This window comes from Actinomycetota bacterium (assembly GCA_030774015.1).
Lineage (GTDB): Bacteria > Actinomycetota > UBA4738 > UBA4738 > JACQTL01 > JALYLZ01.
Genome location: JALYLZ010000130.1, coordinates 1 through 21,135 on the forward strand (window position 1 = coordinate 1; position 21,135 = coordinate 21,135).

The following is a 21,135-nucleotide window of genomic DNA, read 5'->3' on the forward strand; positions in this document are numbered from 1 at the left end:
CCGCGACCGCGGGCCCCGCCGCGACCGCGACCGCGACCGCGGCCCGCGCCGGGAGCGCCGTGACGCGTAGCTCCTCCGGCGACGGGGCTTCGGCCTCCGGCTCGTCCGTCGCCAGAACGGAATTCGAGTCAGGCCTTCGCGTGGTCACCGAGCGGATGCCGGGCGTCCGCTCCGTGACGTTCGGGATCTGGGTGACCACGGGGTCCCGGGACGAGCGCCCCGAGATCGCCGGCTCCTCCCACTTCCTCGAGCACCTGCTGTTCAAGGGGACGAAGTCGAGGTCGGCCCGGGACATCGCGGAGGCGTTCGACGCCGTGGGCGGGGACTTCAACGCCTTCACGTCCAAGGAGACCACCTGCTACTACGCGCGGGTGCTGGATCGCGACCTCCCCATGGCGGTCGACCTGATGTGCGACATGCTCCAGCACTCGCTGGTGCGGCAGGCGGACTTCGAGGCGGAGCGCCAGGTGATCCTCGAGGAGATCAACATGCACGAGGACACCCCCGACGACCTCATCCACGACCTGTTCACCGAGACCCTGTGGGCGGGCCATCCGCTGGGGCGGCCCGTGCTCGGCACCGTCAAGAGCATCACCGAGATGAAGCGTGACCAGGTGCATCGGTTCTACCGCCGCAACTACGGGCCGGCGAACTTCGTGATCTCCGCGGCCGGGAACCTGGAGCAGGACCAGCTGGTCCGCGAGGTCCGCAAGCACATGGACACCGGGCGCATCCGCTCGCGAGGGCCGGCGGCGTGGTCGATCCGCCAGGCCGACCGGCCGCCCACGCCGTCGGGGGCCCGGCTGGTCCGCACGCGCCAGACCGAGCAGGCCCACATCGTCACCGGCACCAACGGGCTGTCCCGAAGCGATCCCGACCGGTTCGCGTTCGGCGTGGTGAACGGCGCGGTCGGCGGCGGGATGTCCTCGCGGCTGTTCCAGGAGATCCGGGAGAAGCGCGGCCTGGCCTACTCGGTGTTCAGCTACCACACCATGTACGCCGAGACCGGGATGTTCGCCGTCTACGCCGGGACCACGCCGTCGCGGGCGGAGGAGGTGCTGTCGATCGTGCGGCGCGAGCTCGACGACGTGGCGGAACGGGGGCTGACCCAGGACGAGTTCGACCGGGCCAAGGGCCACATGAAGGGCGCGCTGGTGCTGTCGCTCGAGGACACCAGCGGGCGGATGTCGCGCCTGGGGAAGTCCGAGATCGGGCACGGCGAGATCCTGACCGTGGACGAGATCCTGGAACGCATCGACTCGGTCACGCCGGACGACGCCCGTCGGGCCGCCGAGCGTGTGCTGAACCAGCCGTTCTCGCTCACGGTGCTGGGGCCGTTTCCCGAGGACGCGTTCGGGGGGAGCGATCCCGTGGCCGAGGCGTCGGTGGCGGCCCATCACGCCGGTGCGGGAAGCGCCCGGTGATCCGGGTCGGGGTGATCGGCGCGGCCGGCCGGATGGGCCGGATGGTGTGCCGGGCCGTGGCGGAGGACCCGGACATGGCGCTGGTGGCGGGCCTGGACCGCTCGCACACCGGGGAGTCGGTAGGCGAGGTCGCGGGCGTCTCGGGCTCCGACGTCCGGGTGTCCGACGACGCCCAGATCCTGCTCCAGGCCGACACGGAGGTGGCGGTGGACTTCACCCACCCCTCCGTGGTGATGGACGACGTCCGGTGGGCCGTCGACCACGCCATGCACATCGTGGTGGGGACCACGGGAGTCACCGAGGACGATCTGGCGGAGATCGAGCAGCTCCTGGAGAAGGGCGGCGACGAGTCGAACGTGATCGTGGCGCCGAACTTCGCCATCGGGGCGGTGCTGGCCCAGCGGTTCGCCGCCGAGGCCGCCCGGTACCTACCGGCCGCGGAGATCATCGAGCTGCACCACGAGGGCAAGGCCGACGCGCCCTCGGGGACGGCGCTGGCCACTGCCCGCCGGATCGTCCATGAGCGTGCCCAGGCGTACCGAGGCCCCGACACCGAGACCGTGCCCGGCTCGCGCGGCGGGGACGTGGAGGGCGTTCGCATCCACTCGGTTCGGCTTCCCGGCCTGGTCGCGCACCAGGAGGTGATCCTGGGCGGCACCGGGCAGATCCTGACCATCCGGCACGACTCGCTTGACCGGAGCTCGTTCATGCCGGGCGTGCTCATAGCCATCCGTGAGATCGTCCGCCGCCCCGGGCTGACCGTGGGGCTGGAGCAGCTGCTGGAAGGCTCCGCGCAGCGGTGACCCGCCGGCTCGCCGCCGTCTTCGCCCATCCCGACGACGACACCTTCGGCGTGGGTGGGACGCTCGCCCTCAACGCCGGGAAGGACCTCGAGGTCATGACGGTCCTGGCCACGAGCGGCGAGGCCGGCCCCATCGCCGATCCGGCCCTGGCCACCAGGGAGAACCTGGGGCCCGTTCGGGAAGTGGAAGCCCGCGAGTCCTACCGGGTCCTCGGGTTCCCCGACGTCCGCTTGGAGTTCCTGCGATACGCGGACGGCGGCCTGGCCGGCGTCGAGCGTGACGAGCTGGTGGACCGGGTGGCGTCGCTGCTGGTGGAGTTCGGTCCCGATGTGGTGGTGACGTTCGGGCCCGAGGGCGTGACCAAGCACGAGGACCACGTGACCATGCACCACGTCGGCACCGAGGCGTTCCACCGGGCTCGCGAACGGGCCGGCGGGAAGGGGTTCCGGCGGCTGCTCAACGTGGCCATCCCCACCAGCCGGATCGAAGCCTTCCGGGAGATGCAGCGCGCGGCCGGGATGGAGCCGTTCAATCCCGAGGACCCGTTCATGCCCAGGGGCGTCCCCGACGAGACCATCGGCCTGGTGGTGGATTGCAGCTCGGTGTGGCGCACCGTGTACGAGGCGCTCCGGGCCCACCGGACCCAGGCCGAGGAGATCGAGGCGTTCCCCGAGGCGGCGCTCCCGGAGATCTTCGGGACGGAGAGCTACATCGTGGCCTGGCCGCTCCGAGAGCCCGGCGACCCCGTGCTCACCGACGTGTTCCAGGGCCTGCTGGGCTAGGACTCGGACCCGGCCGGGCTTCGTTCGCCGCCGGCTCGGCGGCGTGCCGCCGCCCCAGGGCCAGCGACGTCGCTGCACCGGCCAGGCAGATGAGGGCGGTGATCAAGAAGATCTCCCGGTACTCGGTGTGCAGCGCGGCGTCCACCGCTCGCTGGTAGGCGGCCAGGCGTCGCTGGAACACCTGCGGATCGACGCCGAACGGCAAGGGTGTGTTCAGCGTGCCGGTGAGCTGATGGAACCGGTGCAGGCCCCACGCGGCCAGGGCGGCCACCCCCACCAGCATGCCCATCATCCTCGCCACCACGACGGCGGCGGAGGCCACGCCACCTTGCTCCGCCGACGACGCCCGCAACGCCACGGACGCCACCGGCGCGATGACCAGGCCGAGGCCGAAGCCCGCCAGGGCCAGGTCCACGTCCACCCGGGGAAGCGAGAGCGGCCCCAGGTCGTGGCGGGCCGCCAGGGCATGGATCGGCCATCCCGCCACCAGCCAGTAAGCGACGGCAGACAGGACCAGTCCGGTCGCGGCGACGGCCCGCTCGCCCAGGCGGGAGGCGGCCAGGCCGCCCAGGATCGCTCCCACGGGAAGGGCCACCAGGAACCGGCTCAGCACCAGCGCCCCGCCCGTGGAGCTCTTCCCGAGCAGGGTCTCAGCCACCAGCGGGACGTCCACCAGCGTGACCATGAGCGCGGCACCCGCCAGGAAGCTGGTGGCCAGCGACGCGGCCAGCGGTCCCGCCCGGAGGCCCGCCCTGTCCAGCAGCGGCGTCGGCGTGCGCGCTTCCCACAGGGCGAACACCACCAGTCCGATCACGCCGCCCCCGACGACCCACGGCCCCCACGAGGGCAGGACGCCGGTCTCCGGATCGGGGTTGTACAGCCCGGTGATCAGCAGGGCCAGGGCGATGGCCAGGATGGACCCGCCGACCACGTCGACCCTCGAGGCCTGGTCCGGCCCGGGCTGGCCCCGCCCGGCGCTGTCCCGGGCCCGCCGCCCGCCGGGGACGGCCCAGGCGATGGCGACCGCAGCAATGGCCGCCAGCGGGACGTTCAGCCAGAAGAGTCCCCGCCACCCGATGAGCGCGGCGACTCCGGCACCGTACAGGGGGCCGAGCACGCTTCCAAGCTCCTGGGCCGCCCCCACGGCACCCAGCGCGACCGGACGGTGCCGGACCGCCCACAGGTCGCCGACCAGGGCGAACGTCACCGGCAGCAGCGCGCCTCCGGCCGCCCCCTGGACCAGCCGGCCGATCACCAGCACCGCCAGCCCCGGCGCCGTCGCCGACACCACCGACCCGACGGCGAACCCGGCCAGGCACCCGTGGATGACCGTCCGGCGGCCCACCCGGTCGGAAAGCTGGCCCAGCAGCGGCATGGCCGCCACGTATCCGAGGAGGTAGCCGGTGACGATGGGCGTGGCCCGCTCGAGGTGGTTGATGGGGATGCCGAGGTCCCGGACGATCGTCACCAGGATCGTGACCACCACGTAGGCGTCCAGCGCGGCCAGCAGCACGGCGGCACCGGCGATGCCCGCGGCCAGCCGGCGCCCGTGGTGGCCGAGGTGGCCCTGTGTCGGCGCCGGGTCGGCCGAGCCCGAGGCGGAGGTCACGTTCACCGGCCTCGCCGGGTCAGGCCGGCGGCGTGATGGTGACCGGGACGTCGAAGTCCGACAGCCCCAGGTTCACCACGGTGGGAGGCCCGCTGCCCTCCGCCGGCAGGGTCGCCTTCACCTGCACCAGGCGCGACGAGTCCGTGGAGATCCACAGCACGCTGGGGGCGTCTTTGTTCGCAGGGACCGGAACCAGCGTGGACAGCACCCGGCCGTCCAGGGTCGCCTCGACCCGGTAGGCGCTCGTGCCGCCGACGTCGTCGGTCCCCACGGTCCGGGCATCGGACGCCGTGGCGAGCAGGCGCGACAGCCCGGCCTGGGGGTCGAGGAGCTTGGTGGGGTCGTAGAAGCCCCCCGTCAGGGCCTGCGGGATCTGCGTGAACCCGCCGGTTGGGCCCTTCACGTAGACCGTCCCGTTCAGGATCACCACGTCGAACTCGATAAGCTGCCCGAACTCCTCCAGGTCGGCCGTCCCCGACGCGGCGCCCGCGCTGGTCAGGACGCCGTCGGCCTTGCGCACGTTGAGCCCGCCCAGGCTCCCCTGCATCTGGAGCGAGAAGCGGGCGCTGGTCACCCCCGCCATGGTGCTGGAGGCGCCGTCGAGCAGCGTCTGCGCCGACGGCAGGGCCGTGGGGGTCGCGGAGGCGGACGACGAGGAATGCGAACAGGCCGTCAGCGTGCCCAGCGAGGCGATGGCAGCCAGGAGCGCCACGCCGCGCCGGGCGGTCGGAGGAACCGGCATACCTTGGAATGCTACCCACGGAGGCCGCTCCACCCACCCGCATGCCTTTCACCCCGCGTCGGACCCGTTCCTCGCCAGATCAGGGCCGGATCCCCTGGAACAAGAACCACACCCCGATGCCGGCCAGCGTCGCGGCCAGGACCAGGCGGACGGCCCGAGCAGCCCGCCCAGTGAGGCGGGCCGCGCCTCCCCCTCCAATCAGCACGACCGTCCCGTCGATCAGCGCCACACCGGCCATAAGCGCCGCCACCGTCAGGAACGCCAGCGGTCGCCCGCCATCCCTGCTGGCGGCGGCCACCACCGCCGAGCCCGTGGTGGCCAGGAACAGCCACGCGCCCGGGTTCAGCACCACCGCCAGCGCGCCGCGCTGCGTGGGGCCGAGCCGCACCCGCGGGGCCTGATCCTCCAGCTCTCCGGTGTCCCGGACGGCGCTGGCCGCCACGAACAGCAGGAACGCGCCTCCCACGACCTTCATCACCCGCACGGTCACCGGGCCCGGTGAGAGGAACGAGAGCCCGGCGGCGAGGGCCGACAGCAGCAGGGCAAAGGTGCCGTTGGCGCCGGCCATGGCCCGGAAGCCGCGACGGAGGCCGCCCCGGGAAGCCTCGTTCAACAGGACGAGCTGCACGGGTCCCGGCGCCGCTCCCAGGGCCACGCCGACCCCGAACGCGGCCGCGGCGTCGGACAGGGCGGCCACGCTCGACGGCTACAGCGACGTGCGCATGGACCGCCCGGCGTTCTGGCGCCCCGAGTCGCCCTTCCCGTAGTCCCACGTCAGCAGGACGTCCGGGACCAGCCGGAACGCCACCCGGTCCGGTTCGGTGAGGGCTCGCGAGAGCCAGCTCTTCCCCTCCGGTTCGCCGTAGCGAACGGCGATGCGTTCCAGCCACGCGGGGACGTCGTCTTTCCAGACCTCGGGCCTCCCTCGGGCCAGCACAGCCCGGTACGGGCGTTCGTCGGACGCGATGCTGACGGCGACTTCCCGGCCCGCGGCGATGTCCCGGCCGCCCCGGCGGACCTCCAGGCGGGTGGTGAACCAGAAGGCGCCGTCCGCCCACAGGAACCAGACGGGGCGGATGCTGGGGTGGCCGTCGGCGGACACCGTGGCCAGGTGGGCCAGGCGAGGTTCCGCCAGGAAGGCGTCGAGCTCGTCGCGCTCGAGTGGCACCGGCGGCCTACTTGACCGGGTGCTGCTCCACGAAGAGCAGCCCGAACCCGCTGGTGAAGTTGGCCAGGTCGTCGGTGGAAGCCTTGGCCACGTCGCTCTTCATGTCCGTCCGGAAGGCGTCCCGGTCGTCCCACCACAGCTCGGCCACCCCGTCGTAGGGCACTTCCGTTCCCTCGGGCGCTCTCGTCACCGCGTTGACCACGTACCCTCTCAGGCCGGTATAGCCGTCCCGGGCGATCGGGGCGTGTGAGTTCAGCCAGTAGTCCAGGAACTCCTCGTTCGACATCCCGTCCTTCTTGCGCATCCAGATGTGCACGCGGAACATGGGTGGCCCTCCTGTTCGTCGCCGTGCGGAGATCGTAGTGCCCGGCGGCGCTACCGGCTGGCCGGCTCGGACTCGCCGGCTTCCCGCCGGGCCAGGACGAACAGCAGATCGGACAGCCGGTTCAGGTAGTGGAGTGCCTCGGGGTTCACCGGCCGTCCGGACTCGCCGAGCGCGACGGTCCGCCGCTCGGCCCGCCGGACCGTGGACCGGGCGACGTCCAGCGCCGCGGACACGGGGTTCGCGCCCGGGACGATGAACGTCTGCGGCAGGGGATGCAGCGCGACGACCGCGTCGATCCACCGCTCCAGCCTCGCCACCATCTCCGCGGTGGTCTCCGACACTCCCGGCTCGAGGCGCTCTCGCTTCTCCGGGTTCGTGGCCAGGTCGGCCCCCACCACGAACAGCTCCCGCTGGACTTGGAGGAGCTCGGCGGCCAGCTCCGGGTCCTGGACCACCGCGCGGGCGGCGCCGAGGGCCGCCACGGCCTCGTCCACCGCGCCGTAGGCTTCCGTGGCCGGATCGGACTTCGGGATTCGCCCGCCGTACAGCATGCCGGTGGTGCCGTCGTCGCCGGTCTTCGTGTAGATGCGCATGCGGCTAGGATAGCCTCGGGTTCGGCACGGATCGCTACGGACGACGCGTCCTGCACGGACGTCGTTCGGGAACCCGGGCCGGAGGCTCGGGAGGCTCCATAGCCACGGCAGGCACGGCAGGCTCCATAGCCACGGCAGGCACGAGAGGTGCCCATGGCACGGGAGCTTCTCGTTCAACATGTGACGCATGTGGCTCTTGTGGCCACAGAGCGGGAACGATACGCTGCTCGGGGTCGCCGGGCCCGGGAACCAGGTCCGGGCCGGCGGGGCCGGGCGTGAGGAGGTGGCAAGATGGCCGGAAGGTTCGGAGCGGTGGTCACCGCCATGGTCACGCCGTTTCGCGACGACCTCTCTCTGGACGTCGACGGCGCCCAGGAACTGGTCCGCCATCTGCTCGATCACGGGTCCGACACGGTCCTGGTCGCGGGGTCGACCGGCGAGTCGCCCACCCTGACCCACGACGAGAAGCGTGACCTGTTCCGCGCAGCGGTCGAGGCCGCGGAGGGCAGGGGCCGGATCTGGTGCGGCACGGGGACTTATTCCACCGCCGAGAGCGTCGAGCTGACGGCGATGGCCCAGGAGGCCGGCGCGGACGCGGTCCTCGTGGTCACGCCGTACTACAACAAGCCGCCGCAGCGCGGGATCGTCGCCCACTTCACCGAGATCGCCCGGTCCACCGAGCTGCCGATCATCGCGTACAACATCCCCGGCCGGACCGCGACCCGCATCGAGCACGACACCTTGCTCGAGCTCGCGGCCGTTCCCAACATCGTGGCGGTGAAGGATTCCACCGGTGACTTCGACGGCGCTTCCGGGCTGGTCCGCGAGGCCCCGCCGGGCTTCGAGGTGTACTCCGGCGACGACTGGGCCACGTTCGGGCTGGTGTGCCTGGGCGCGGTGGGAGTGGTGTCCGTGGCCTCCCACCTGGTGGGGGAGCGGATCCACCAGATGGTGGCGCTGATCGGCGACGGCGACGTCCCCGCCGCCCGCAAGGTCCACGAGGAGCTGTCGCCCCTGTTCAAGGCGCTGTTCATCACCAGCAACCCCATCCCGCTGAAGGCGGCCCTGGAGCTCGTCGGTCGCCCGGTGGGGCCGCCGCGGCTGCCGCTGGTGCCGGCCACGCCGGACGAGCGCGCCATCCTGCGCCGAGCGTTGGAGGATGCCGGTCTCCTGTAGCGCGCGGTCCCGCAGCCTGCCTCGCCGGCCGGGCGAACGAGCGTGAGCCAGGCGCGACCTGCCCGCCTGGTCTTCCTGGGCGGCGTCGGCGAGATCGGCCGGAACATGGCCTGTCTGGAGCTGGACGGGCGCATCCTCATCATCGACTGCGGGCTGTCGTTCCCGCACGACGAGATGCCCGGCATCGACCTGGTGCTCCCGGACTTCGAGTACCTCCGGGACCGCCGGGAACAGGTCGAGGCGGTGGTCCTCACCCACGGGCACGAGGACCACATCGGCGCGCTGCCCTACCTCCTGCGCGAGTTCAGCCTGCCGGTGTACGGCACGCCGCTGACCCTCAAGCTCCTGGAGGGGAAGCTCGAGGAGCACAGGGTCAGCGAACGCGCCGAGTTCCGGCCCATCACCCCGGGCCAGGCCGCCGCCACCGGTCCGTTCTCGATGCGGTTCATCCGGGTCACCCACTCCATCCCCGACGGCGTGGCCGTGGCGGTGGACACGCCGTTCGGGACGGTCCTGCACTCGGGCGACTTCAAGCTCGACCAGACGCCCCTCGACGCCCGGCCCACGGACCTGGTCGCCCTGGCCGAGGAGTCCCGCCGGGGCGTGCACCTGTTCCTGGCCGATTCCACGAACGCCGAGGAGACCGGCTACATCCCGAGCGAGCGCACGGTCGGACCGGTGCTGCGCGACCTCATCCGCCAAGCGCCCCGCCTGGTGGTGGTGGCGTGCTTCGCCAGCCACATCCACCGCATCCAGCAGGCCGCCGACGCCGCGCGGGCAACCGGGCGCGTTGTGGCGTTCCTGGGGCGGTCCATGCACCAGAGCGTGGCCGCGGCCCGGGCCCTCGGCTACCTGGACGTCCCGGAGTCGGACGTCGTGCTCATCGAGGACCTCCACGAGCTCGATCCGGCGAACGTCGTGGTGATCTCGACGGGCTCACAGGGCGAGCCGCTGTCCGCCCTGTCGCTGATGGCTGCGGGCGAGCACAAGTGGGTGAAGCTCCAGCCCGAGGACAGCGTGATCCTGTCGTCCTCGATGATCCCCGGGAACGAGCCCGCCATCCACCGGGTCATCGACGGCCTGTACCGGACGGGCGCCGACGTGTTCCACGTGCCGAAGGTGCCGGTGCACGTCTCCGGGCACGCCGCCGCGGAGGAGCTCCGGTTCGTGCTGAACCTGGTCCGCCCCCGCTGGTTCATCCCTGTCCACGGCGAGCGCAGGCACCTCTCCAACCACGCCCGGCTGGCCCGGGAGGTCGGCATCCCGGCGGAGCGGATCATCATCGCGGAGGACGGCGACGTCGTGGAGATCGGGGACGAGGTCCGGATCGCCGAGCGCGTCGCGGCGGGCATGACGCTCGTCGACGGCATCGGCATCGGCGACGTCGGCGAGGTCGTCCTGCGGGACCGGCGGCGCCTGGCGGCGGACGGCATCCTGGTGGTGGTGGTGGCGGTGGGCTCCCGCCACGGCGAACTGGTGGCCGGCCCGGACCTGGTGAACCGCGGGGTGGTCGACGACGAGTCGGCCGCCGGCATCCTTGAAGAAGCGCGGAATCTCGTCATGCTTTCCCTCGAGGACAGCGCGGCCGCGGAGGTCACCGATCCGGCCGTGCTCCAGCAGAACATCCGGCGCGTGCTTCGGAAGTTCTTCTGGGAGAGCGTGAAGCGCAAGCCGGCGGTGGTGCCGGTGATCCTGGAGGTGTAGTGGCCACGCGGACGAAGGGCCGGAAGAAGGGCAGGAAGCCCGCCGCGAAGCGGGCTGCGGCGAAGCGCTCGGGGGCGGGGCGGACCCGGCGGGTGGCCGGGCACCTCGCACCGTGGGCTCGCGACGCGTTCGGCATCGGCCTGGTGGTCTTGGCGCTCCTGGCCGTGCTGGGGCTGTGGCTGCACTCGGGCGGCCTGGTCGGCAAGCTCATCGCCTACCTCAGCCGCGCCCTCATCGGGAAGGCGGCCGGGGCGATGCCGGTGTTCGCCCTGTACTGGGGCATCCGCCTGCTCCGCCGGAGCGCCGAGGACCAGCGCGTCCGCATGTTCCTGGGCTTCCTGATCACGCTGACCGGCGCGCAGGCCATCGCGTCGGTGGCCCGGGGGAACCCCAGCCCGACGGCGGGGTACGCCGGGGTCCACGCGTCAGGCGGGCTGCTCGGCGCGCTGCTGGGCTGGCCGGTGTCGAAGGTGGCCTCGGCCCCGGGCGCCGTGATCATCTGCCTCGGCCTGGTCGTCCTGGGCTTGCTGGTCTTCACGGGCACCCCGCTGGCGGCGGTGGGGGAGTGGCTTCGCGGTCGTTTCGGCCGCGGCGCCGGGCGCGCGGACCCCGACGGCGAGGAACAGCAGGACGAACCAGCCGCCCGGTCCAGGCGCCGCTCCCGCCGGGTGGTCCGGGAGGAGGAGGACCCCGGCCCCAGCCCCCAGGGCGCCGCCATTGCCGCCCTCGACGCCGAGCCGGCCGCCGTGGCCGTCCCAGCCCGGATGGCCTTCCCCACACCCGGCAAGGGCGCCTACAAGCTGCCTCCGCTCGAGCTCCTGCGCAAGGCCCCGGCCAGCACGGCCGACGGCCGCGACGAGGAGCACACCATGGAGTCCCTGGAACGCGTGTTCCAGACCTTCGGCGTCCCGGCCCGCGTCCCTACCGCCCACCGCGGCCCCACCGTCACGCTGTACGAGGTGGAGGTCGAGCCCGGGACGAAGGTGAACCGGGTGCTGGGCCTGGCCGACGACATCGCGTACGCGCTGGCCACGCCGGACGTGCGGATCATCGCCCCCATCCCGGGCAAGTCGGCCATCGGCGTGGAGGTCCCGAACAAGGTCCGCGACTTCGTGATGCTGGGCGACGTCCTCCGCTCAAAGACGGCCCGCGAGGCCCGCCACCCCCTGTACGTGGGCCTGGGGAAGGACGTCCACGGCCGGGCCGTGCTGGTGAACCTGGCCGAGATGCCCCACCTGCTCATCGCGGGTGCCACCGGCGCGGGCAAGTCATCGCTCATCAACGCGTTCGTCACCTCGGTCCTGATGCGGGCGACGCCCGACGAGGTGAAGCTGGTGCTGGTCGACCCGAAGCGGGTGGAGCTGTCGCACTTCGCGGACCTCCCGCACCTGCTGTCGCCGGTCATCGTGCACCCCAAGCGGGCCGCCGAGGCCCTGGCCTGGGTGGTCCGTGAGATGGAGCTCCGCTACGAGATGCTGGCCCAGGTGGGGATGCGCGACATCGACTCCTACCTCCGGGCCAGGGGTGACGGAACCTTGCGGGTCCCGCCCGGCCAGGAGGCGAACTTTGGCCACATCCCGTACCTGGTCGTGGTGATCGACGAGCTGGCCGACCTCATGATGGTGGCCCCTCGCGACGTGGAGGACGCCATCTGCCGGATCGCGCAGATGGCCCGCGCGGTCGGGATCCACCTGGTGGTGGCGACCCAGCGGCCCAGCGTCGACGTGGTCACCGGGTTGATCAAGGCGAACATCCCGTCGCGCATCGCGTTCATGACGGCCTCGCAGGCCGACTCCCGGGTCATCCTGGACGTGGGAGGCGCCGAGAAGCTGGTCGGCCACGGCGACATGCTGTTCCTGCCCTCCAACATCTCCAAGCCCATGCGGATCCAGGGAGCCTGGGTGACCCAGAACGAGATCGACGCCATCACCGAGTGGGTCCGCCGCCAGCGCGAGCCCGAGTACGAGGCCAGCGTGGAGGGCATGGGCCGTCCGCCGGCGGACGACGACGGCGACCTGAGCGGCGAGGACGAGCTGCTGGAGCAGGCCGCGGAGCTGGTGATCCGGTCCCAGCTCGGCTCCACCTCGATGCTCCAGCGCAAGCTCAAGGTCGGGTTCGCCCGGGCCGGGCGGATCATGGACCTGCTGGAGGAGCGGGGCATCGTCGGCCCGTCCGTGGGCTCCAAGCCCCGCGACGTGCTGATGACCTGGGAGGAATGGGCCGAGTCCCGAGCCCGCATAGGCTGAACGCAGTCCCCCGAGCATTGCGCCGCCGTGCAGCTCTCTGCCATGATCCCCCGGCCCCCCGGAAAGGATGTGTGCCGTGGTCCGTTTCCGGATCCTGCTGGTGGTCGTCCTCGCGGCCGCGTCCCTCGCCTCTGTCCTGGCACCCAGCGCCTCGGCGGCACCGAAGGAGATCCTGGTGCTGGAGACAGTGCCGCATTCGGTCGGCCAGTACTCGGTCGACCTGTCCCTCTATCACCCGGCCTCGAAGTTCGTTTCCCTCGGCGTCATCTTTGGCCGCGGGACGAGTCGCGCCACCCAGGACCATGAATTTCTCTTCGTGCTCGGCAGGAAGACCTTCACGGCGTCCGACGACCTGGCCGCCGGCACCCTGGACACGGGCGAGCTCGTCACGACGCCCGGGCAGCGGCCCGACTACGGGTCCATCGACATGGGGTTCGAGGCGAGCGGGCCGCTCCAGTCGCGGTCGGTCCCTTGCGCCGGGGCGGAAAGGGCGACCTTCTCCGAGCGGACCGGCTCGCTCACCGGCACGCTCGACTTCAACACGAACTCCGGCCTGGGCGTCGTCGACGTGCCGGCTCTCCAGGCCGCGCTGGGCCGGTTCACCTTGCCCGCCGGCTGCGGCCCGGGTGCGCTGAACGGGCTGTTCGGGCTACAGGCAGGCTCGACGGAGCCCTCCTGCGAGGAAGGATTGTTCCTGGTGGGCGGGACCAACACCCGCGACGGCCGGTTCGCGGAGCTGGTGGGGTTCAAGTTCTCTCACCTCGGGCAGAGCTTCGCGCTCATCGTCGTGGACGAGATGGAGCCAATCGATGTGACAGCGCCGGCGATCGTGTTTCACGACGTCACCGCCTTCGGGCCGCCCGGGATGATCGCCGCGGACCGGTTGCTGGACCACGCGCGCGTTCGAGGTCGCCCGGGGAAGCCGTTCATGGGGGGGCACATGGACTTCCACCGGACCAAGCCGCTCGAGGAGCACCACCGAACGACCTGCCGGACCACCGACTCCGACGGCACCTGGAACGGCCGGATGGTCGCCCGGTTCGACATCGGGGGGCACCTGGTGCTCCGTTCCCTCCAGGGGTCCGTGTCGCGCTCGACGAAGGCCGGTCACCACCGCGGAGCGGAGGGCCAGGCGCTCCGGTCGCTGGCCGAACGGGCCCTCGAGCACCCGCCGGGCGCCTTCCCGGCGGCGAGCGTGGCGTGGCGGGCGCTGGCAGCCTCCCTATAATCCCCTGGAACCTCCCAGGCCCAGGAGGCCACTTGCCAGCGACCATGACGGGGATCGGGCCGGCGCTTCGGCAGGCCCGCCGATCCCTCAACAAGAGCCTCGAAGAGGCCAGCCGAGACACCAGGATCCGCCCCGAGTACCTGCGAGCCCTCGAGGCCGAGTCCTTCCATGCCATGGGCGAGGAGGTCTACGTTCGGAGCTTCCTCCGTTCGTACTCCTCCTACCTGGGGCTCGACCCCGACAAGGTCATGGCCGCGTACGCGAGGTTCGCGCCGGCGCCCCCGGAGGAACCTCCGCCGCCCGTTCCCGCCGCCGTCCAGGAGCGGGGCCTGCCGGTGCTGCACCGGCACGGCAACTGGAAGCTCGCCGTCGTCCTGGCCGTCGTGCTGATCGGGGTGTTCGGGGCCGTCGGGCTGCTTTCCCGCTCCAGCCCCGTTCCCGCGGCCGGCGCGTTCAGGACGAAGGCCGCTGCCAGCGCCCCCTCCCCACCGCTCACCTACGTGACCGTGTCGCTGTCCACGGACAAGGCCGTCCGGGCCGTGGTGGTCACCGTGGACGGCGCGCCGGGGTTCTCGGGAACGCTCCAGCCGGCCAAGCGGCTGTCGTTCCAGGGCACCAGCCTCATCCACGTGTGGATTCCTGTGGGCGGCGCTGTGGACGTCGTCGCCAACGGACACGACCTGGGGACGCCGGGGGACGGCAAGTCCCCGTTCGAGTGGTCGTTCAAGCCGCAGGACTTCCGAGGGACGCCATCAGCGAACGGTCCATAGCGCCGTTCGGAGTGGGCTGGCCCAACATCATCACGGGCTTTCGCATCGCGCTGGTCCCCGTGCTGGTGGTCCTGGTCCTGGCGAAGTCGAATGCCGCTTCCTACGCTGCGGCCGCCGTGTTCGTGGCGGGCGGGCTGTCCGACGGGCTGGACGGCTACCTGGCCCGACGCCATGGCATGACCACCCGCACGGGGGCGTGGCTCGACCCCCTGTCCGACAAGTTCCTGGTGGCCGCGCCGGTCCTCACCCTCACGGCCCTGGGGGAGTTCCCGGTGTGGGGGGCCGTGATCATCCTGGCCCGGGAGGCGGCCGTGATCGGCCTGCGGGCTTTCCGGGGAACCCGGGGTACCTCCATGCCGGCCTCCGACATCGCCAAGATCAAGACCGGCGCGCAGCTGGTGGCCATCACGCTGTACCTGCTGCCGCTGCACGGGGCGAACAGCGCGCGCCTCGCCGCGCTGTCGGTCGCGGTGGCCATCACGGTCTACTCCGGGCTGGACTACTTCCTCCACGCGCCCCGGCCGCCGGCGCCGTCGTGAGGGCGGAGATCGTCGGGATCGGCACGGAGATCCTGCTCGGGCAGATCGCGAACTCGAACGCCCGGTGGATGTCGGAGCGGTTGGCCGGGATCGGCGTCGACGTCCTGCACCACCAGGCGGTGGGCGACAACGTGGAGCGGATCGGGGACGCGTTCCGTCTGGCGCTGTCCCGGGCGGACGTGGTGATCGCGACCGGCGGGCTGGGGCCGACCCAGGACGACATCACCCGTGACGCCATCGGGCTCGCGCTGGACGTCCGACTGGTCCGGCATCCCGAGATCGAGGAGCTCCTGCGGGAGAAGTTCCGCGGCCTCGGCCGGCCCATGCCGGAGATCAACCTGGTGCAGGCCGACGTCCCAGAGGGAGCCCGCTACATCGTGCCGGAGCGAGGGACGGCCCCCGGCCTGGCCTGCCCGGCCGGCGACGGGAAGACGCTGTACGCGGTCCCCGGTGTCCCCGCCGAGATGCGGGAGATGATGGAGGGGACCATCCTTCCCGAGCTCGCCGCGTCGGCCGGGCCCGCCACCATCGTGTCGCGGGTCGTTCGCTGCACGGGCATCTCCGAGTCGCGGGTGTCCGAGATCGTCGCCGACCTGTTCCACGGGTCCACGAATCCGACGGTGGCCTATCTGGCCTCCTCCGGGGAGGTGAAGGTGCGCCTGACCGCCAAGGCCCCGACGCGGGAGGAAGCCGAGGCGCTGATCCGGCCGGTCGAGGAGGAGGTCGTGCGACGGCTGGGGCCGGCGGTGTTCACCACCGGCGACGAGGAACTGGAGGCGGTCGTGGGCGGGTTGCTGCGATCCGCCGGCAAGACGGTCGCCTGCGCGGAGTCGCTCACCGGAGGAAGCCTGGCCGCGAGGTTCACCGCGGTGCCGGGGTCCTCCGACTACTTCTTCGGCTCCGCCGTCTGCTACACGAAGGAGGCGAAGCGCTCGGTGCTCGGGGTCTCCCAGCGGACCCTGGACGGCCCGGGGGTGGTGAGCGAGGAGTGCGCCCGGGAGATGGCCGCCGGCGCCCGGCGGCTGTTCGGGGCGAACCTGGCCGTCTCGCTCACCGGCGTGGCCGGGCCGGAGCCGCACGGGGGCCAGCCGCCGGGAACCGTGTGGGTGGCCGTCGACGCGGGGGAGGCGCAGCGCGCCCGGACGTTTCGGGCCCCGGGGGACCGGGAGCAGGTCATCCGGTGGGCCCAGCAGGCCGCCCTCGACATGGTCCGGCGCCATCTCGAGGGGACACTGTCGGACTGATGGCGGGAGACTGATGGCGCGGGACCGGGCCGCACGTCCCGAAGGTCGACCCCTGCGCATGTTCATCGCCACCGAGGTCCCGGAGGCGGTGCGGGAGCGACTGGCCGAGGCCACCCGCCCGTGGCACGGCCGCGTCGACGGTGCTCGGTGGGTGACCCCCGACAACTGGCACGTGACCATGAAGTTCCTGGGCAGCGTGTACCCGCGGCTGATGGAATGGGTGACGCAGCAGGTCCGAGCGGCGGCCACGGCGGGGGAGCCCTTCACCACGGCGCTCACGGAGCTGGGGGCGGTCCCGTCCGCCCGCCGGGCCCGGGTCCTGTGGGCGGGGCTGGAGGACCCCGGGGGCGTGTTCGCCGGGCTGGCGGGCACGCTCGATGGCCTCCTGGAACGGGAGTTCGAACCAGAGAAGCGGGCGTTCACGCCGCACCTGACCGTGGCCCGGTTCAAGGTGCAGGGCCCGCTGCCGGAGGATCTGATGGGGACCGTCGTCCGCAGCGGCCCGTTCCCCGTCGAGCACCTCACGCTGTACCGGAGCCACCTCCAGCGCCCCGCGGCGCGCTACGAGGCCCTGGAAAGCTTCCCCCTCGGCGGCTGACCGCGACCGGCTGCCGGATTCCCCGGCGAGGTTGCTTGATCCCGAACACACGTTCGAGTAGCCTTCTGCGTTGAGACCATGGATGACACGGGTGTAATTTATGTCGTACCCCCCTGCTAGGGTCCGCTCTGACGGGGAGGACGAGGCCGTCCCGGCCTCGCGGGTCCGAGTGCCCGCGGGCGCGGTGACGGCGGGGGTCCGCGTGGAGCGGAAGGAGGCACTTCGGATGGACCGGGACAAGATGCTGGACGTGGCGCTGTCGCAGATCGAGAAGCAGTACGGGAAGGGAGCGGTGATGCGCCTCGGCGAGCATCCGGCGGGGCAGGGCATCTCGGTCATCCCGACCGGCTCCATGGCCCTCGACATCGCCCTTGGCATCGGGGGGATACCCCGCGGCCGCATCGTCGAGGTGTTCGGGCCGGAGGGGTCGGGGAAGACCACGGTCTGCCTGCACATGATCGCCGAGGCCCAGCGCTACGGAGGGATCGCGGTGTTCGTCGACGCGGAGCACGCCCTCGATCCCACCTACGCCCGGGCCCTCGGCGTGAACATCGACGAGCTGCTGGTGTCGCAGCCCGACTCCGGCGAGCAGGCCCTGGAGATCTCGGACCTGCTGGTGCGCTCGGGCGCGCTCGACATCCTGGTGATCGACTCGGTGGCCGCCCTGGTGCCCCGCGCCGAGATCGAGGGCGAGATGGGCGACTCCCACGTGGGGTTGCAGGCCCGGCTGATGTCGCAGGCGATGCGGAAGCTGAACGGGTCGCTGTCCCGATTCGAGACCACGGCCATCTTCATCAACCAGCTGCGGGAGAAGATCGGGGTCATGTTCGGCAACCCGGAGACCACACCGGGCGGGCGGGCCCTCAAGTTCTACTCGTCGGTGCGCCTGGACGTCCGCAAGATCGAGAACCTCAAGGACGGCACCGAGGTGGTCGGCTCCCGGACCCGGGTGAAGGTGGTCAAGAACAAGGTGGCTCCGCCGTTCCGGCAGTGCGAATTCGACATCATGTACGGCAAGGGGATCTCCAAGGAAGGGTCGCTGCTCGACGTCGGCGTCGACACCGAGATCGTCAAGAAGTCGGGAGCGTGGTTCACCTACGAGGGCGAGCAGCTCGGCCAGGGGCGGGAGAACGCCCGGCAGTTCCTGGCGGAGCATCCCGAGGTGACCGCCGACATCGAGCGAAGGGTCCGCGAGGCAGTGGGCCTGACGGCGTTCGCCGCGGACGGGGACGAGGTGGTCGACGTGACCGCCATCGAGGACACACCCGCCTCGAAGGGCAGGGCGAAGCAGGAGGAGCCCACCGGGGTGCCGGCCGGCTGATCGGGGAAGGGGCTTGGCGGCAACCAGGAGGGTTTCCCGGCGCGCCCCCCTCCCCGGGCAGAGCGCCCCGCTCGGGGAGGGGGAGGGCGTCTTCGTTCACGAGCCCGCGCCCGCGGGCATCGCAGCGGATGCGGACTCCGGTGCGGACAGGTCCGGGGGGGAGGATCGGCGGCCCCGCGGAACCGCTCGCGACGGGGCCCTGCGACTGCTGACCTTCCGTGCCAGGAGCCGCCGCGAGCTGCGGGACCGGCTCCTGCGAGCGGGGTTCGACGCGGCCGAGGTGGACGACGCCCTGGACGGCCTCGAGGCCGTGGGGTTGATCGACGACCGGCGGCTGGCCGAGGCGGTGGTGGAGCACGCGGTCACCGTGCGGATGGCGGGGCGCCGGTCGGTCGTGGGCGCCCTTCGGGCGCGGCGAATCGACTCGGACGTCGCCGAGGACGTCCTGGGCGGGGCCGACCCGGCCGGGGACGAGCACCAGCGGGCCCACGACCTGGCCGCTCGTCGCGCTGCCCGTCTCCGAGGGTTGGAGCCAGAGGTCGCGTTCCGGCGGCTCGCCTCCTTCCTGGCCCGGCGGGGCTACTCTCCCGGGCTGGCCCGGGAGGCCGCGGCCCGCGCGCTCGCCGTGGGCCCGGACGGCGAGGCCTGAGCGAACAGCGGAGCAATCTTGCAGCCTGCAGGGGAAAGCCGTACATTGTGAATTTGAGAGGCTGGATTGAAATCTGACTGTTCGACGGGAATTGGCAAGCGTGAACTCGTCATCGGAGCATCAGGAAGTGAAACGTTTCAGGAGGCGGGGGTGTCGAGAGCCCTGAAGGGCCCGGACCCGCGTCCTGATCTGATCTGACCCATACCCCCGCCGAGCAGCAGGCATCCGCCCTCCATGCGCTTTCTCATGTTAGGAGGCAACGATGCCCTGGCTGATTGCAGTGATCGCACTGATCGTAGGGGCTGCCGGCGGAGTGCTGGCTCGCAAGCACCTGGTGTCCTCGAGAGTCCAGACCGCCGAGACCCGGGCCGAGAAGCTGGTCCTGGACGCCGAGCGCGAGGCCCAGCTCCGGGTCCAGCAGTCCCTACAGGAGGTAAAGGAAGAGATCGCCGCCATGCGGCGGGAGGCGGAGGAGGACGTCCGCCAGCGCCGCACGGAGGTGAAGCAGCAGGAGGAACGCTTGACCCGGCGGGAGGACGCGCAGGACCAGAAGCTCGCCGAGATCCAGCGGCGCGACCAGGAGCTCCGCAAGCGCGACCAGGACCTTGAACGGATCCGGGGGCAGCTGGAGAAGGCCGCCGAACAGCAGCGCCGCCAGCTCGAGGTCGTGGCCAGGATGACGGCCACGGAGGCCCGCGAGGCCCTCACCAACCAGGTGGTCGCCGATGCCAAGCGCGCGGCCATGGGGACCATCCGGGAGATCGAGCAGCAGGCCCGGGAAGAGGGCGAGCAGCGGGCCCGGAAGATCGTCACCATCGCCATCCAGCGGGTGGCCTCCGAGCAGACCGCCGAGTCCACCGTCTCCGTGTTCCCCCTGCCGTCCGACGACATGAAGGGCCGCATCATCGGCCGGGAGGGCCGCAACATCCGGGCCTTCGAGGCCCTCACCGGCGTGAACCTGATCATCGACGACACCCCCGAGGCCGTGGTGCTGTCGTGCTTCGACCCCGTGCGCCGGGAGACCGCCCGCCTGACCCTGGAGAAGCTGGTCTCCGACGGACGCATCCATCCCGCCCGCATCGAGGAGATGTACGAGCGGTCCACCCGCGAGGTGGAGGAGGCCATCAAGCGAGCGGGGGAGGAGGCCCTGGACGACGTCGGGATCACCGACGTCCACCCCGAGATGGTGAAGGTGCTGGGGCGCCTGCGGTACCGCACCTCGTACGGCCAGAACGTGCTCAAGCACCTCGTCGAGTCGGCGCACATCGGGGCCGGCCTGGCGGCCGAGCTGGGGGTCGATCCGCGACTGGTGAAGCGGTGCGCCCTCATGCACGACATCGGCAAGGCCGTCACCCACGAGGTCGAGGGCTCGCACGCGCTGATCGGGGCCGAGCTGGCTCGCCGGCTGAAGGAGCCGCCGGAGGTCGTCCACGCTATCGAGTCGCATCACGGCGAGGTGGAGCAGCGCACCATCGAGGCGGTGCTGGCCCAGGTGGCCGACCAGATCTCCGGAGGCCGTCCGGGAGCGCGCCGGGAGTCGCTGGAGACCTACGTGAAGCGCCTGGAGCGGCTGGAGGAGATCTGCACCTCCCATTCCGGGGTGGAGAAGACCTTCGCCATGCAGGCCGGGCGGGAGGTCCGGGTCATGGTCAAGCCGGAGTCCGTGGACGACCTGGCCGCCCAGGTCCTGGCCAGGGACATCGCGAAGCAGGTCGAGGAGGAGCTCCAGTACCCCGGGCAGATCAAGATCACCGTGGTGCGGGAGACCCGCGCGGTCGAGTTCGCGAAATAGCCCCCGGGCCCCGCCGGTCCGGAGCCCAAGGACCGGGGATACGCGCCTGCTCCCGCAGCCGTGCCCACCGCTTCCTACAGCACGGCCGGGTTGGCGGCGCGCATCGCGCTGACCCTGCTGGGAGCGGCCGGGCTGATCATCGGTGCGTTCATGAACTGGATCGGCGGGACCCGGGGGGGGTCCGGCTGGACGACCGGGCGCTGTACCAGACCACCTTCACGACCACCGGGCAGTTCTGGCGCACGGTCGGCTTCGCCATGATCGTGCTCGGCCTGATGGCCATCGTGGGGCTGGCGGCGAGGTCCGGCTGGCTGACCCGGCTGGCGGGAGCGCTCGGCATGGCCGGGTTCGTGCTGTTCGTGATCGAGCTATACCGGGCTCCCACCGACACCCTTCCCGGGGTCGGCGCGTGGGGGTGACCA

The 21,135-nt window shown here is 71.8% G+C and carries 21 protein-coding genes; 15 read left to right on the forward strand and 6 right to left on the reverse strand.

The features are described from left to right. Positions 1-140 precede the first annotated feature (140 nt). The 3 genes from M3Q23_12770 to M3Q23_12780 are packed head-to-tail and all read left to right on the forward strand — an operon-like array spanning position 141 to position 3,009. Positions 141-1,424: an insulinase family protein gene (locus tag M3Q23_12770; protein MDP9342936.1), complete on the forward strand. Its 1,284-nt coding sequence runs from the start codon at positions 141-143 to the stop codon at positions 1,422-1,424. 32 nt (positions 1,425-1,456) lie between these two features. Continuing rightward, entirely contained in the window at positions 1,457-2,227 is a 771-nt protein-coding gene (gene dapB / locus M3Q23_12775) for a 4-hydroxy-tetrahydrodipicolinate reductase (protein ID MDP9342937.1), read from the forward strand. Further along, entirely contained in the window at positions 2,224-3,009 is a 786-nt protein-coding gene (locus M3Q23_12780; protein MDP9342938.1) for a PIG-L family deacetylase, read from the forward strand. Before dapB ends, M3Q23_12780 begins: the two co-directional genes overlap by 4 nt. Here the strand turns inward: M3Q23_12780 and M3Q23_12785 are convergent. The 6 genes from M3Q23_12785 to M3Q23_12810 all read right to left on the reverse strand — a co-directional run bounded on the left by M3Q23_12785 (position 2,978) and on the right by M3Q23_12810 (position 7,446). After that, positions 2,978-4,549, reverse strand: coding sequence for an MFS transporter (locus M3Q23_12785; protein ID MDP9342939.1), 1,572 nt, complete (start codon positions 4,547-4,549; stop codon positions 2,978-2,980). The two genes, M3Q23_12780 and M3Q23_12785, sit on opposite strands and share 32 nt — an antisense overlap. 88 nt (positions 4,550-4,637) lie before the next feature. Further along, complete coding sequence (locus tag M3Q23_12790) at positions 4,638-5,360, reverse strand: LppX_LprAFG lipoprotein (protein ID MDP9342940.1); 723 nt, start codon at positions 5,358-5,360, stop codon at positions 4,638-4,640. Between the two features lie 79 nt (positions 5,361-5,439). Then, entirely contained in the window at positions 5,440-6,057 is a 618-nt protein-coding gene (locus M3Q23_12795; protein ID MDP9342941.1) for a LysE family transporter, read from the reverse strand. 9 nt (positions 6,058-6,066) lie between these two features. Then, positions 6,067-6,528, reverse strand: a complete 462-nt coding sequence (locus M3Q23_12800) for a pyridoxamine 5'-phosphate oxidase family protein (protein MDP9342942.1) — start codon at positions 6,526-6,528, stop codon at positions 6,067-6,069. Positions 6,529-6,535: 7 nt separating this feature from the next. Next, positions 6,536-6,853: an EthD family reductase gene (locus M3Q23_12805; protein MDP9342943.1), complete on the reverse strand. Its 318-nt coding sequence runs from the start codon at positions 6,851-6,853 to the stop codon at positions 6,536-6,538. A gap of 50 nt (positions 6,854-6,903) precedes the next feature. Continuing rightward, on the reverse strand, positions 6,904-7,446 hold the full coding sequence (locus M3Q23_12810) for a cob(I)yrinic acid a,c-diamide adenosyltransferase (GenBank protein MDP9342944.1): 543 nt from the start codon (positions 7,444-7,446) through the stop codon (positions 6,904-6,906). A gap of 291 nt (positions 7,447-7,737) precedes the next feature. Here M3Q23_12810 and dapA point away from each other — a divergent pair, with 291 nt between their 5' ends. The 12 genes from dapA to M3Q23_12870 all read left to right on the forward strand — a co-directional run bounded on the left by dapA (position 7,738) and on the right by M3Q23_12870 (position 21,132). Beyond that, positions 7,738-8,622, forward strand: coding sequence for a 4-hydroxy-tetrahydrodipicolinate synthase (gene dapA / locus M3Q23_12815; GenBank protein MDP9342945.1), 885 nt, complete (start codon positions 7,738-7,740; stop codon positions 8,620-8,622). 42 nt (positions 8,623-8,664) lie between these two features. Beyond that, entirely contained in the window at positions 8,665-10,326 is a 1,662-nt protein-coding gene (locus M3Q23_12820; GenBank protein MDP9342946.1) for a ribonuclease J, read from the forward strand. Next, a complete protein-coding gene (locus tag M3Q23_12825; GenBank protein ID MDP9342947.1) occupies positions 10,326-12,572 on the forward strand; it encodes a DNA translocase FtsK in 2,247 nt (748 codons plus the stop codon). Before M3Q23_12820 ends, M3Q23_12825 begins: the two co-directional genes overlap by 1 nt. A gap of 76 nt (positions 12,573-12,648) precedes the next feature. Next, positions 12,649-13,800 carry a hypothetical protein gene (locus M3Q23_12830; GenBank protein MDP9342948.1) on the forward strand — a complete coding sequence of 384 codons (1,152 nt, stop codon included), beginning with the start codon at positions 12,649-12,651 and terminating at the stop codon, positions 13,798-13,800. A gap of 32 nt (positions 13,801-13,832) precedes the next feature. Then, entirely contained in the window at positions 13,833-14,570 is a 738-nt protein-coding gene (locus M3Q23_12835; GenBank protein ID MDP9342949.1) for a helix-turn-helix domain-containing protein, read from the forward strand. Between the two features lie 11 nt (positions 14,571-14,581). Further along, the gene (gene pgsA, locus M3Q23_12840) at positions 14,582-15,109 is read left to right on the forward strand and encodes a CDP-diacylglycerol--glycerol-3-phosphate 3-phosphatidyltransferase (GenBank protein MDP9342950.1); all 528 of its coding nucleotides are present in this window, start codon (positions 14,582-14,584) and stop codon (positions 15,107-15,109) included. After that, the gene (locus M3Q23_12845; protein MDP9342951.1) at positions 15,106-16,353 is read left to right on the forward strand and encodes a competence/damage-inducible protein A; all 1,248 of its coding nucleotides are present in this window, start codon (positions 15,106-15,108) and stop codon (positions 16,351-16,353) included. The genes pgsA and M3Q23_12845 overlap by 4 nt, the downstream gene beginning before the upstream one ends. A gap of 13 nt (positions 16,354-16,366) precedes the next feature. Continuing rightward, positions 16,367-16,951, forward strand: a complete 585-nt coding sequence (thpR, locus tag M3Q23_12850; protein ID MDP9342952.1) for an RNA 2',3'-cyclic phosphodiesterase — start codon at positions 16,367-16,369, stop codon at positions 16,949-16,951. Between the two features lie 226 nt (positions 16,952-17,177). Next, a complete protein-coding gene (recA, locus tag M3Q23_12855) occupies positions 17,178-18,272 on the forward strand; it encodes a recombinase RecA (GenBank protein MDP9342953.1) in 1,095 nt (364 codons plus the stop codon). A gap of 13 nt (positions 18,273-18,285) precedes the next feature. After that, positions 18,286-18,921, forward strand: coding sequence for a RecX family transcriptional regulator (locus M3Q23_12860; GenBank protein MDP9342954.1), 636 nt, complete (start codon positions 18,286-18,288; stop codon positions 18,919-18,921). Between the two features lie 262 nt (positions 18,922-19,183). Continuing rightward, complete coding sequence (gene rny, locus M3Q23_12865; GenBank protein ID MDP9342955.1) at positions 19,184-20,713, forward strand: ribonuclease Y; 1,530 nt, start codon at positions 19,184-19,186, stop codon at positions 20,711-20,713. Positions 20,714-20,970: 257 nt separating this feature from the next. Beyond that, on the forward strand, positions 20,971-21,132 hold the full coding sequence (locus M3Q23_12870; protein ID MDP9342956.1) for a hypothetical protein: 162 nt from the start codon (positions 20,971-20,973) through the stop codon (positions 21,130-21,132). Positions 21,133-21,135: the final 3 nt, after the last annotated feature.